This window comes from Pseudomonas sp. HMSC057H01 (assembly GCF_001836405.1).
GTDB lineage: Bacteria > Pseudomonadota > Gammaproteobacteria > Pseudomonadales > Pseudomonadaceae > Pseudomonas > Pseudomonas aeruginosa.
The window spans coordinates 3,771-15,932 of the sequence record NZ_KV828497.1 but is presented as its reverse complement, the minus strand read 5'-3'; the positions used below and the strand labels follow the sequence as shown (position 1 = coordinate 15,932).

General features: G+C 69.4%; 9 protein-coding genes and 1 pseudogene. 3 read left to right on the top strand and 7 right to left on the bottom strand.

The features are described 5' to 3' along the window. From glyA to HMPREF2581_RS19710, 4 genes and pseudogenes are all read right to left on the bottom strand, one after another. Positions 1-149 (bottom strand): annotated as a pseudogene (gene glyA / locus HMPREF2581_RS32350) (serine hydroxymethyltransferase); the annotation flags it as partial. Between the two features lie 142 nt (positions 150-291). Further along, entirely contained in the window at positions 292-3,171 is a 2,880-nt protein-coding gene (gene gcvP / locus HMPREF2581_RS19720) for an aminomethyl-transferring glycine dehydrogenase (protein WP_003139201.1), read from the bottom strand. Positions 3,172-3,181: 10 nt separating this feature from the next. Further along, entirely contained in the window at positions 3,182-3,565 is a 384-nt protein-coding gene (gene gcvH, locus HMPREF2581_RS19715) for a glycine cleavage system protein GcvH (protein ID WP_003089718.1), read from the bottom strand. Between the two features lie 258 nt (positions 3,566-3,823). Continuing rightward, positions 3,824-4,747: a LysR family transcriptional regulator gene (locus tag HMPREF2581_RS19710; protein WP_003089722.1), complete on the bottom strand. Its 924-nt coding sequence runs from the start codon at positions 4,745-4,747 to the stop codon at positions 3,824-3,826. Positions 4,748-4,869: 122 nt separating this feature from the next. Between HMPREF2581_RS19710 and HMPREF2581_RS19705 the strand changes: the two genes are divergently transcribed. Beyond that, positions 4,870-6,612 (top strand): amidohydrolase, encoded by a 1,743-nt coding sequence (locus HMPREF2581_RS19705; protein ID WP_003139199.1) that lies wholly within the window; start codon positions 4,870-4,872, stop codon positions 6,610-6,612. A 7-nt stretch (positions 6,613-6,619) separates the two neighbouring features. Here the strand turns inward: HMPREF2581_RS19705 and HMPREF2581_RS19700 are convergent, their stop codons facing one another. The 3 genes from HMPREF2581_RS19700 to HMPREF2581_RS19690 all read right to left on the bottom strand — a co-directional run bounded on the left by HMPREF2581_RS19700 (position 6,620) and on the right by HMPREF2581_RS19690 (position 10,937). Continuing rightward, positions 6,620-8,155, bottom strand: a complete 1,536-nt coding sequence (locus HMPREF2581_RS19700) for a sigma-54-dependent transcriptional regulator (RefSeq protein WP_003105794.1) — start codon at positions 8,153-8,155, stop codon at positions 6,620-6,622. An 81-nt stretch (positions 8,156-8,236) separates the two neighbouring features. Beyond that, positions 8,237-9,154, bottom strand: coding sequence for a hypothetical protein (locus HMPREF2581_RS19695; RefSeq protein WP_003139196.1), 918 nt, complete (start codon positions 9,152-9,154; stop codon positions 8,237-8,239). A gap of 202 nt (positions 9,155-9,356) precedes the next feature. Then, positions 9,357-10,937: an alpha/beta hydrolase gene (locus HMPREF2581_RS19690; RefSeq protein WP_003139194.1), complete on the bottom strand. Its 1,581-nt coding sequence runs from the start codon at positions 10,935-10,937 to the stop codon at positions 9,357-9,359. 156 nt (positions 10,938-11,093) lie between these two features. Between HMPREF2581_RS19690 and HMPREF2581_RS19685 the strand changes: the two genes are divergently transcribed. Together HMPREF2581_RS19685 and HMPREF2581_RS19680 are read left to right on the top strand one after the other, a co-directional pair. Then, positions 11,094-11,315, top strand: coding sequence for a YgdI/YgdR family lipoprotein (locus tag HMPREF2581_RS19685; RefSeq protein ID WP_003089729.1), 222 nt, complete (start codon positions 11,094-11,096; stop codon positions 11,313-11,315). Positions 11,316-11,368: 53 nt separating this feature from the next. Beyond that, positions 11,369-12,162: class I SAM-dependent methyltransferase (locus HMPREF2581_RS19680; protein WP_070867369.1), on the top strand; the 794-nt coding region annotated here is incomplete at its 3' end.

The following is a 12,162-nucleotide window of genomic DNA, read 5'->3' as shown; positions in this document are numbered from 1 at the left end:
CCGCTGCCCTGCGCCTGCATGACCCGCTTGCTGGCGTAGTTCTCCGAGGCGATCAGTTCGATGTGGTCTTCCTGCCGCCGGTCTTCGGCGTCCATCGCGGCGAGCAGTTCGTCGTCGTAGCCCTGGAGCTGGTCGTGCTTGCTGAACATGGCGCTGGCCTCTTGTCGTGTCGGTGTCAGGACGCTCGCTGGCGCGAGCGTGGCCGCGGCGCCGCTACGCAAGCGCGGCGCCGGGAAAGGGGTATCGCCGGAAACGCGAGGACGCCGCCGCTGGCGGCGCCCTCCTCGTCCGTCACTCCTCGCTGTACGCCTCGATCGGCGGGCAGGAGCAGGTCAGGTTGCGGTCGCCGTAGACGTTGTCGACGCGGCCCACCGGCGGCCAGTACTTGGCCTCCACCAGGCTGGCCAGCGGATAGGCGGCCTGCTCGCGGCTGTAGGCATGGTTCCATTCGCCGAGCAGTTCGGCGGCGGTGTGCGGCGCGTTCTTCAGCGGGTTGTCTTCCTTGTCCAGCTCGCCGCGTTCCACCGCGCGGATTTCCTCGCGGATGCGGATCATCGCGTCGCAGAAGCGGTCCAGCTCGGCCTTCGACTCGCTCTCGGTGGGCTCGATCATCAGCGTGCCGGCCACCGGGAAGGACATGGTCGGCGCATGGAAGCCGAAGTCCATCAGGCGCTTGGCCACGTCGTCGACGCTGATCCCGCTGCTGTCCTTGAGCGGACGCAGGTCGAGGATGCATTCGTGGGCGACCAGGCCGTTGCCGCCGGCGTAGAGCACCGGGTAGTGCTCCTCCAGCCGGTGGGCGATGTAGTTGGCATTGAGGATGGCCATTTCCGAGGCGCGCTTGAGGCCTTCGCCGCCCATCATGCGGATGTACATCCAGGTGATCGGCAGGATGCTCGCGCTGCCGTACGGCGCCGCGCTCACCGCGCCTTCCTTGCGCTCGCCGCGAGCGTGGCCGGGGAGGAACGGCGCCAGGTGCGCGCGCACGCCGATCGGGCCGACGCCCGGGCCGCCGCCGCCGTGGGGGATGCAGAAGGTCTTGTGCAGGTTCAGGTGGGAAACGTCGCCACCGAACTTGCCCGGGGCGCACAGGCCGACCATGGCGTTCATGTTGGCGCCGTCGATGTACACCTGGCCGCCGCAGTCGTGGACGATGGCGCAGATCTCGCGGATCGCTTCCTCGAACACGCCATGGGTGGACGGATAGGTGATCATCAGCGCGGCCAGGCGTTCCTTGTGCTCGCTGGCCTTGTTGCGCAGGTCCTCGACGTCGACGTTGCCGCGCGCGTCGCAGGCCACCACCACCACGCGCATGCCGACCATGCTGGCGGTAGCCGGGTTGGTACCGTGGGCGGAGGACGGGATCAGACAGATGTCGCGCTGGCTGTCGCCGCGGCTCTGGTGGTAGGCACGGATCGCCAGCAGGCCGGCGTACTCGCCCTGGGAGCCGGCGTTGGGCTGCAACGACACGGCGTCGTAGCCGGTGGCGGAACAGAGCATCGCCTCCAGTTCGTCGGTGAGCTGGCGGTAGCCTTCGCTCTGCTCGGCCGGGGCGAACGGGTGCAGGTTGCCGAATTCGGCCCAGGTCACCGGGATCATCTCGCTGGCGGCGTTCAGCTTCATGGTGCAGGAGCCCAGCGGGATCATCGTGCGGTCCAGCGCCAGGTCCTTGTCCGCCAGCTTGCGCAGGTAGCGCATCAGCTCGGTTTCCGAGTGATGGCGGTTGAAGATCGGGTGGCTGAGGATCGCCGACTGGCGCAGCAGCTCGACCGGCAGGCGGTCCCCGCTGCTGGCGGCAAGGGCGGCGAAGTCCGGGAGCGCCTGGCCCTCTTCGGCCAGCAGGCCCCAGAGGGTCTCCACATCGGCCTGGCGGACGGTCTCGTCGAGCGACAGGCCGAGACGGCCGGCATCGATCTCGCGCAGGTTGATCCCGGCGGCGCGGGCCTTGGCATGGATCGCCGCGGTACGCGCGCCGGTGGCCAGGCTCAGGGTGTCGAAGAAATGCTTCTGCTCGACGGCCACGCCCAGGCGCTCCAGGCCGGCGGCGAGGATCGCGGTCAGCCGGTGGGTGCGCCGGGCGATGCGCAGCAGGCCCTGCGGGCCGTGGTAGACGGCGAACATGCTGGCGATGTTGGCCAGCAGCACCTGGGCGGTGCAGATGTTGCTGGTGGCTTTCTCGCGGCGGATGTGCTGCTCGCGGGTCTGCATGGCCAGGCGGTAGGCCGGCTTGCCGTGGCGGTCGATGGAGACGCCGACCAGGCGTCCCGGCATGTCCCGCTTGAAGGCGTCGCGGGTGGCGAAATAGGCCGCGTGCGGGCCGCCGAAGCCGAGCGGCACGCCGAAGCGCTGGGCGCTGCCGATGGCCACGTCGGCGCCGAACTCGCCCGGCGGGGTCAGCAGGGTCAGCGCCAGCAGGTCGGCGGCCACCGCGACCAGCGCATCGACCGCATGGAAGCGGCTGACCAGTTCGCGATAGTCGACGATCTCGCCGTCGCAGGTGGGGTATTGCAGCAACGCGCCGAAGTAGGCGGAGAAGTCTTCGATGGCGCTCTCGTCGCCGACCACCACCTCGATGCCCAGCGGCTCAGCACGGGTGCGCAGCACGTCGAGGGTCTGCGGGTGGCAATGGCGGGAGGCGAAGAATGCCTGGCTGGTGCGGTTCTTCGACAGGCGCTTGCAGAAGGTCATGGCCTCGGCGGCGGCGGTCGCCTCGTCGAGCATCGAGGCGTTGGCGATCGGCAGGCCGGACAGGTCGCTGACCAGGGTCTGGAAGTTCAGCAGCGCCTCCAGGCGGCCCTGGGAGATTTCCGGCTGGTACGGCGTGTAGGCGGTGTACCAGGCCGGGTTCTCCAGGAGGTTGCGCAGGATCGGTGCCGGGGTGTGGCAGTTGTAGTAGCCCTGGCCGATGAAGGAACGCAACGCGCGATTGCGCGCGGCGATCGCCTTCAGGCTGGCCAGCGCCTCGGCCTCGCCCATGCCGGCCGGCAGGTCGAGCACGCTGCTGCCCTTGATGCTGTCCGGGATCACGTTGCCGATCAGCGTGTCCAGCGAGTCGTAGCCCAGGCGCTGGAGCATGGCCTGGGTGTCGGCGGCGCGCGGGCCGATATGGCGGGCGATGAATTCGTCGTCGGTGCCCAGGTCGATGGTGCCGAGGTTCAGGTTATCGGTCATGACGGGATCCTCAGGCGTCGGCGTTGGCGTTCAGCAGGCGGTCGTAGGCGGCCTGGTCGAGCAGCTTTTCCCAGGCGCCGGCGTCGGCCGGACGGAAGCGGAAGAACCAGGCCTCGCCGAGTGGGTCCTGGTTGACCAGCTCCGGGGCGTCCGGCAGCGCGTCGTTGATCGCTACCACCTCGCCGTCCAGCGGCATCAGGATGTTGCTGGCGGCCTTGACCGACTCCAGCACCGCCACTTCACTGCCGGCGGCGTGTTCGCCGAGTTCCGGCAACTGCACGAATACCACGTCACCGAGGGCGTCCTGGGCGTAGGCGGTGATGCCGACGGTCAGCAGCCCGTCGTCGTCCTGGCGCAGCCATTCGTGGTCGGTGGTAAAGCGCAACTTGCTCATGCTGGATCCTCATTGTCAGCGGGTCGCCCGGTCGGGACGGGACTTTGTTCTGCGGCAGCCCGTAGCAAGCAGGGTGCCAAGCGGCCCCGGCCCTGTCGCCACGGGGCGTGGCCGGGCGCGGGGGAAACCCGGACAGGGCCGCCATGGAACGCTTTCGTTACAGACCCGCCGGACATTTCCCGAACCAGAGCGCAAACGCCTGACAGCAAAGGTTTTTCCGGCAATCGGAACGAATTCGTTCCGCTCGTAACCGAAGCGTTACAGCCGATGGCACAGCCCCTGTCGCTGCAAGCTGGCGCGCAGGTGCTCGAGGAACGCGCGGACCTTCCGCGTGTTGCGCCGGTGCCCCGGATAGAGGACATGGATGGAGGGCCCGAACGGCCCCGGGTCGAAGTGGTAGTCGCCGAGCAGGCGCACCAACCGCCCTTCGCCGAGCAGCGGCGCGACACTCCACTGCGGACAGAACTGCAGGCCCAGCCCGGCCAGCAGGTGGGCGAGCAGGAAGTCGTAGTTGTCGCTGGCCAGTCGCGGGCGCGGCTGGTCGATACGCTGGCGGGCGCCGTCGCGTTCCATCCACCAGAAGTTCTGGTTCAGCGAAGGGTGCTGGAAGACCAGCCAGGCGTGCCGCTCGAAGTCCTCCGGGCCTTGCGGCGCGGGTTGCCGCGCCAGGTAGGCGGGGCTGGCGCAAAGCACGATCTGGTTCGGCGCCAGCGGCCGCGCCACCAGCCCCGGCAGGTCGATGGGGCCGTCGCGCAGGCCGAGGTCGTAGCCGCCTTCGCTGAGATCGAGGAAGGTTTCGTCGAGGTCCACCCGCAGGCTGATCCGCGGATGCGCCTCGAGGAAGCTGGCGCAGGCCTGCTGGAGGAACGCCGCGGCGAACGACGGCGGCGCGGCGAGACGCAGTTCGCCGCGCAACTCCGACTCCAGCAGTTCGATCTCCTGCCCCGCCGTGCGCAGCGTTTCCAGGGACTGGCGGGCCGCCTCCAGGTAGATCTGCCCGGCCTCGGTCAGCGCCAGGCTGCGGGTGGTGCGCTCGAACAGGCGGGCACCGAGTTCCGCTTCCAGGTGGGCGACGGCCTTGGTCAGCGCCGAGGGCGTCTTGCCCAGGCGCTCGGCGCCACGGCTGAAGCTACCGGTTTCGGCAGTGGCGACGAACATCGCCAGGGCATTCAATTTGTCCATCGACTCCTTCCGTTCCGGCACAAGTGTTGTGCGCCGCGCCCGGTTCTGCCGGGCCGGCGCTTTGGCTAGTCTCGCCTTGCCCGGGCCACGCTACACAAGACCAAGAAGCAAAGGAAACCACCATGAAGCAACGGATTCCCACCCTCCTCGCCGGCGCCTGCCTGGCCATCCCCCTGCACGCCCTCGGCGCCGCCGACCTGCTGGTGGTCAACGCCAGGATCTTCACCGCCAATCCGCAGCAACCCTTCGCCGAGGCCCTGGCGGTGGAGGACGGGCGGATCCTCGCGGTCGGCGACGAGGCCGGGCTGCGCGCCCTGGCCGATGGCGACAGCCAGGTCGTCGATCTCGGCGGCAAGCGCCTGATGCCCGGCCTGATCGACACCCATTCGCACGCGGTGTTCGGCGGCCTGGAGCTGGCCGGCGCGGACATGGGCAACGAACAGGTCGGCCTCGACGAACTGGAACGGCGCCTGCGCGCCTGGCGCGACAACGGCAAGGCGCGACATGGCGACATGCTCAATGTCAGCGGCATGCATACCGCCTACTGGAGCCAGGTCAAGGACTTCCGCGCGCGCTTCGACCACGGCGAATGGGCCGACCAGCCGCTGGCCTTCATCGGCAGCGACCACCACACCGGCTGGGCCAACGCCGCCATGCTGAAACGCGCCGGCATCGACGCCGCGCGGGTCCGCGCCCTGCCCAAGGAACAGCGCAACACCATCGGCCACGACGCCGACGCCACCCCCAACGGCTTCCTCGCCGATGCTGGTCTCGACGCGGTGCTCGCGGTACTGCCGGCGCCGAGCGCGGAACAGATGCTAGAAGCCGGACGCAGCGCGGTGCGCTACAGCAACTCGCTGGGCCTGACCGCATGGATGGACCCGGCCGCCAATGGCTCGCCGGGCGACGCCCTGTTCAGCCTCAGGCCCGACGAGAACACCGTCGGCGTGCTACCGGTCTACCAGCGGCTGGCCAAGGGCGGCGAACTCAGCGCCCACGTCGCCGCCCTCCTGGTCGCCAACCCACGCAGCCGGCCGGCCGACCTCGAGGTGCTGGACAAGGTGCGCCAGCGCTTCCTCGGCAGCCCCAACCTGACCCTGCCGGGAATCAAGGTGTTCGCCGACGGCGTACCGGAATACCCGGCGCAGACCGCCGCGCTCCTCGAGCCCTACCGCAACAGCAGGAAGACGGGCGAACTGCTGATCGACCCGGCGCACTTCGGCGAACTGGTCAGCGCCGCCGACGCCCGCGGCTGGCTGGTCCACGTCCACGCCATCGGCGACCGCGCGGTGCGCGAGGCGCTGAACGGCATGCAGCAGGCGCGGCGCGACCGCGACAGCGGCATCGCCCATTCGATCACCCACCTGCAACTGGTCAATCCCAAGGAATTCGAGCGCTTCAGGCCGCTCGGCGTGATCGCCTCGATGCAGCTGTACTGGGCCGCCGCCGACGAAACCACGGTGGACCTGATGAAGCCCTACATCAGCGCCTTCGCCTACCGCTACCAGTACCCGGCGCACTCCCTGCTGAGCAAGGGCGCGACCATCGCCGGGGCCAGCGACTGGCCAGTGTCCAGCCTGTCGCCGTGGAAGGCCATCCAGCAGGCGGTGACCCGCAAGGGCCCGCAGGGCGTGCTCAATGCCGGCGAACGCCTGGACCGCCAGACCATGTTCTACGCCTACACCCGCAACGCTGCGCGGACCATCGGCCTGGAGCGCCGGATCGGCAGCCTGGAGCCGGGCAAGCAGGCGGACTTCATCGTCCTTGACCGCGACGTGTTCGAGGTGCCGGAGACGCAACTGGGCGAAACCAAAGTGCTGAAGACCTGGTTCGCCGGCAAGCCGGTGTATTCCAGCGAGGGCTGAGCCCGCTTCAGGCGCGCGGACCGATGCCGTACTTGCGCAGGCGGTGGGCGATGGCGGTGTGCGAGGTTTGCAGGCGCGCCGCCAACTGGCGGGTCGATGGATAGCTGACGTAGAGCTTCTCCAGCAGGGCTTTCTCGAAGCCCTCCACCGCCTCCTCCAGGCTGCCCACCTCGCCGTCGTTCTGCCGCGCCACGGCGGTGCCGGCGATCTCCAGGTCGCCGATATCCACCAGGCTGCTCTCGCAGATCGCAGCGGCGCGGAAGATCACATTCTGCAACTGGCGCACGTTGCCCGGCCAGCGGTTGCTCAGCAGCGCCGGGTAGGTGCCCGGCGCCAGCCGACACACCGGGCGCTGGATCTGCGCACAGGCCTGCTGCATGAAGTGCCGCGCCAGCAGCAGGATGTCGTGGCCGCGCTCTCGCAACGGCGGGACTTCCAGGCTGAGCACGTTGAGGCGGTAGAACAGGTCCTCGCGGAAGCTGCCCTCGGCGACCATCTTCTCCAGGTTGCGGTGGGTGGCGCTGAGGATCCGCACGTCGACCCTCACCTCGCGGTCGCCGCCGACCCGGCGGAAGCTGCCGTCGCTGAGGAAGCGCAGCAGCTTGGCTTGCAGATAGGGGGACATCTCGCCGATCTCGTCGAGGAACACCGTGCCCTGGTGGGCCAGCTCCAGCAGGCCTGGCTTGCCGCCGCGCTGGGCGCCGGTGAAGGCGCCGGGGGCGTAGCCGAACAGCTCGCTTTCGGCCAGGTTCTCCGGCAACGCCGCGCAGTTCAGCGCCAGGAACGGCGAGTTGTGCCGCGCACTCAGGGCGTGACAGCCGCGCGCCACCAGTTCCTTGCCGGTACCGGTCTCGCCGTGGATCAGCAGCGGCGCGTCGAGCGCCGCCACGCGCTGCGCACGGGTCTTCAGGGTGCGGATCGGCTGGGAATCGCCGAGGAGCATCTCGAACCCCTCGGCATGGTCATGGTGCAAGGCAGCCAGGCGCTCGCCGATGCGGTTCGGTTCGTAGAGGGTCAACAGGCCGCCGGCCAGGTGCCGCTCGCCCTCGCCCGGCCCTTCGGTGATCGGCGTGGCATCGAGCAGCAGGGCCTGGCCCATGAAGGTCACTTCGCGCAGCGGCAGGCGGAAGCCCTGCTCGACCAGCGCATCCTCCAGGGTTTCATCGTCGAACAGGCTGGCCAGCCGCTCGCCGGCCGGGTCGCGTCCGCAGCGCTCGCTGAAGGCCGGGTTGGCCAGCAGCACCAGGCCCTTGCCGTCCACCGCCAGCACCGGATCGGCCATCGCCGCCAGCAACGCATCGAGCTGCAAGCGGCGGCGCTGGCCGGGAAGGATGTCGACCACGGTCATCGCCTGCACGCCACGGATGCCCAGCAGCGCTGCGCGCAGTTCCTCCAGCACTTCGGGACTGAGGGTCGGCGCGTCGATGTAGACGTTCGGCGGCACCATTTCCACCGCGTCCAGGTTCAGGTTGCGCCCGCCCAGCAGCGCCAGCACCTCCTGGGTGATGCCGACACGGTCGATGAAGGAGACGTGGATGCGCATGCGGGAACCTGGACTGCGGCGACGCTCGCCATAAAGCCGTCGATTGTACGGCCTGGCGCCGCCCAGCCCAAGGGGCCGGCGTCAGGGTACGGGGCGCAGCGTCTCGCTGCGGGTGTGGTGGCTCCAGTCGCCCTCGTCGTCCATCACGGTTTCGGTCACCAGCACTCGGCCCGGCTGCTGCGGGTCGGCCTTGTACAGCACCAGCTCGGCCTCGGCATCGTCCCAGGTGGTGGAGATGTCCGGCAGCACCCGCACCCACTGGCCATCGCGGATTTCCAGCAGCGACGACTTGGTCCAGGTGCTGGTCCACCAGGTACGCAGCAGTTGCAGGCGCTCGCGGCCGCTGTCGTCGAGGCCGCCGAGGACGCTGAGCACCGCGCCGGTGCAACTGCCCAGCGGCTTGGGCGGGACGCGCGCGTCGGCGCTCCAGAGGTCGCAGCGGCAATCCTCGTATTCGTCGCACAAGGCGGCGCTGTTCGGCGCGTGGGCCACTACCCAGGCGAAATCCGCTTCGGTACCGGCGAAGCGGCCGCGAGCCAGCGGGGTGTACCGCGGGTCGACGGCGTAGCGGGTGATCTCGTCGCTCTCGCCGACGAAGCGCCAGGTATCGCCCGGCCCGGCGCGCTCGGCCAGGAGCAGCCCCGGATAGTTGCGCAGGCGTCCGTCGAGGCGTACCTGCTTGACGAAGCGCACCTCGTAGCGGCCTTCCTGGTCGCCCGGCACGATCTGCGGCGCAGCGACGATGCGCTGCTCGAAGTCGGGATGGCGGGCGAAGAAGGCCTGCTTGGCGGAGAGGGTGCGCTCGCGCGTCTGCGCGCGGCCATAGTAGTCCAGGCGCGGCGCATAGACCCCTTCCAGGGCCTTGCCGCTGCGCTGCCCGTGGGCGGCCTGCCAGCGCTGGAACAGGCCGAGGATTTCGCTTTCGGCGGCAGCCTGGACCAGCGCTGGGTACAGGCAGAAGAGCGCGGCGCAGAATACCGGGCGCAAGAGTCGGCGCATCGAGAACATCCTTGTCGTTCGATTGAGGCGAACGCCGATTGTCCCCTATCCGCCGACGCTGGCAAATGGCCCTGGACGATTTTTTCCGATTCCGCAACGCGGTGGGCATTGCGAATACGCTCCGGACAGCCTTCCCCCACCTCCAGGCCGCAGCACGGCGGATAACCGCAAGCGGCTATCCGCCCCACGCCAGCCAGCCGGCTCAATGCGCCGGCAACAAGGCCTGCAACCCTTCGGCAAGCTCCAGGCTCCACGCCGCGTAGTCGTGACCGCCGGGGAACTCGCGGTAGTGCAGCGGGTAGCCCTTGCCTTGCAGCGCCGCGCGCAGGCTGCGGTTGCTGCCGAGAATGCCGTCCGCCTCGGGCTCCTCGAGCAGGCCGGAACTGAGGAAGAACGCCAGCGGCAAACGCTCGCCAGCGGCGAACTGCCGTACCAGCCACTGCGGCTGCTGCTCGTCCGGCCCCCACCAGAACGAGCCGGACAGGCTCAGCACCTTGCCGAAGCGTTCCGGGTAACGGTAGGCGATGCAGCCCGAGGCCAGCCCGCCGTAGCTGGAACCGGAAAGCACGCGATCGGCAGGCTCCTCGCTCAATGCATAGCGCTGCTGCAACCAGGGCAGCAGCTCGTGGGCGAGCATGTCGGCGAAGGCCTCGTTGCAGGGCAGCTCGCGGCCCCGGCTGCTGGCGTCGACATTGCCGACAATCACCGCCAGGGTCGGGCGGATACGCCCGGCGGCGATCAGGTTGTCGAGGATGGTCGGGGTCGGTACGTCGCGCGCGTAGTGGTCCTCGTCGAACAGCACCAGCAGCGGATAGCGCTGGCCCTCTGGGTCGTAGCCCGGCGGCGTGTAGAGCGTCAGCTGGCGCTGGTTGGCCAGGGCCTGGCTGCTATAGCCGAGGCGCTCCACCTTGCCGCGCGGCACGTCCTTGCGCGGCTGGTCCCAGGTCTCGGCAGGGGCGCCGCCGAGCTGCACCAGCGAGGCCTGCTCGGCCCGCGGCAGCGCGCGGCTGTTGAGCCACGGCGTGCGGCTCAGCGGGTCCGGCCGTGCCGCCGCCTGCAACGCCAGGCGCAAGGTGCCGCGATCGGCCTGTTGCAGATCCGGCAGGTCGGCGCTGAGCTGGTAGGAAACCCGCGCGTCGCGGCGCAGCGGCAGGCTCAGGTAGCGTATGTCGCTGCCGGCCAGGGCCTCGAAGCGGCGGGTGTTGACCTCCGGGGTCGGCCACAGCAGGCGCACGTCGCCGGGACGCTGCTGGCGCCAGAGGAAGGTGACCAGCACACGTTCGGCATCCAGCGGCTCCACCAGCGGCGTGCCCTGCTTCGCCACCTGCTTCCAGAACGCCTTCAGCGCGCCGGGGCGCTTTTCCGCAAGCTCCGCCTGCAGGCGTTGCAGGGTCGGGCTCTGCGGCGCCGGCGAATCAAGCGCCGGGGTCTGCGGGGTGAGGCGCTGGGTGGGGGTCAGGGTCAGTGCGGTGTCTTCGTCGGCGCTGAAGGTCAGGCGCAGGCCCTGGCGCTCGCCGGCCTGCAGGCCGAGCGACTGGCGTCCGGCCAGCTCCGTCGCGCGCAACGCCTTGCCGTCGGGCGTGGTGGCGCGCAGGCGGACGCGGCCGCGGTCGACCTCCAGGTCGAGCAACTGCAACTCGCCGGGGGCAAGGTCGAGGTAGCGCTGGCGGCTCTCGCCGGCAGCGATCTCGATGCGGCCATCGGCCAGCGGCACGGGCTGGGCGGCCTGGGCCGGGGTCAGCAGGTTGAGGAAAAGCAACAACGAGGTGGAAACGGCAGACATGGAATCTCCCTTCGAATAGGCGCCGCCATCCGGGCGGCTCACCGGAAGAGACGTACGATCGCAGCGGAAATTTGCCGCTGTGATCCAGGCTAGAGCGGTTGCGCCGCGACTGGAGTAGAATCCGCCGCCTCGAAAACCGTCCGAAGGAAAATTCCGATGACCTCCCGTCTGCTGCCCGCCCTGTTGCTCTCGTCCGCATTCGCCGTCCTGGCCGGCTGCTCCACCCCGACCATCGTCACCCTCAACGATGGCCGCGAGATCCAGGCGGTGGATACCCCGCGCTATGATCGTAGTTCCGGCTTCTACGAACTGGAGCAACTGGACGGCAAGCGCACCCGCGTCAACAAGGACCAGGTGCGCAGCATCAAGGACATGTAATCCCCCGGACCCGCCATCCGCGCGGTGGCGCACTCCAGGGAAGGAGTCGAACCATGCGATCCGACCTGCACGAGGCCAACCGGCTGTCGTGGAACGCCGCCACCCGGGCGCACAACAGCCACAAGGCCGACCAGGCCGCCTTCTTCCGCAACGGCGGTTCCACGCTCTATCCCGAGGAACTGCAACTGCTCGGCCATCTCGACGGCCTGCGCCTGCTGCATCTGCAATGCAACGCCGGACAGGACAGCCTGAGCCTGGCGCGCCTTGGCGCCCGCGTCACCGGGGTCGACATCGCCGACAGCGCCATCGACTTCGCCCGCCAGCTGTCCCGCGACAGCGGCATCGCCGCCGACTTCCAGCGCGACGACATCCTCCGCTGGCTGCCCGTCGCCGCCACCCGCGGCGAACGCTTCGAACGGGTCTTCGCCTCCTACGGCACGCTGGTCTGGCTCTCCGACCTCAAGCGCTGGGCCGACGGCATCGCCCAGGTACTGGTTCCCGGCGGGCGCTTCGTCCTGGTGGAGTTCCACCCTTTCGCCCTGTACTTCGACCCACACTGGCAACCGGCCTACGACTACTTCAGCCGCGAGCCGATCGCCGAGAGCGGCGTCAGCGACTATGTCGCCGAGTCCGGCGCCAGCCTGGCGCCCTCCGGCTACCGCGCCGGCGTCGAGAACTTCAGCAACCCTCATCCCAGCTACGAGTTCCAGTGGGGCCTGGCCGATGTGATCGGCGCCCTGCTCGGCGCCGGCCTGCAACTCGAACGGCTGGAGGAATACCCCTACGCCAACGGCTGGGCCGGCTTCGACGGCATGCGCGACGGCGGCGGCGGACGCATGCTGCCGCC

Excerpts from the sequence above, each read along its gene's own strand:
- HMPREF2581_RS19690 (WP_003139194.1), bottom strand. The coding sequence starts at position 10,937 with ATGTCTGCCGTTTCCACCTCGTTGTTGCTTTTCCTCAACCTGCTGACC.
- gcvP (WP_003139201.1), bottom strand. The coding sequence starts at position 3,171 with ATGACCGATAACCTGAACCTCGGCACCATCGACCTGGGCACCGACGAC.
- HMPREF2581_RS19685 (WP_003089729.1), top strand. The coding sequence starts at position 11,094 with ATGACCTCCCGTCTGCTGCCCGCCCTGTTGCTCTCGTCCGCATTCGCC.
- HMPREF2581_RS19700 (WP_003105794.1), bottom strand. The coding sequence starts at position 8,155 with ATGCGCATCCACGTCTCCTTCATCGACCGTGTCGGCATCACCCAGGAG.
- HMPREF2581_RS19695 (WP_003139196.1), bottom strand. The coding sequence starts at position 9,154 with ATGCGCCGACTCTTGCGCCCGGTATTCTGCGCCGCGCTCTTCTGCCTG.
- HMPREF2581_RS19710 (WP_003089722.1), bottom strand. The coding sequence starts at position 4,747 with ATGGACAAATTGAATGCCCTGGCGATGTTCGTCGCCACTGCCGAAACC.
- HMPREF2581_RS19705 (WP_003139199.1), top strand. The coding sequence starts at position 4,870 with ATGAAGCAACGGATTCCCACCCTCCTCGCCGGCGCCTGCCTGGCCATC.
- gcvH (WP_003089718.1), bottom strand. The coding sequence starts at position 3,565 with ATGAGCAAGTTGCGCTTTACCACCGACCACGAATGGCTGCGCCAGGAC.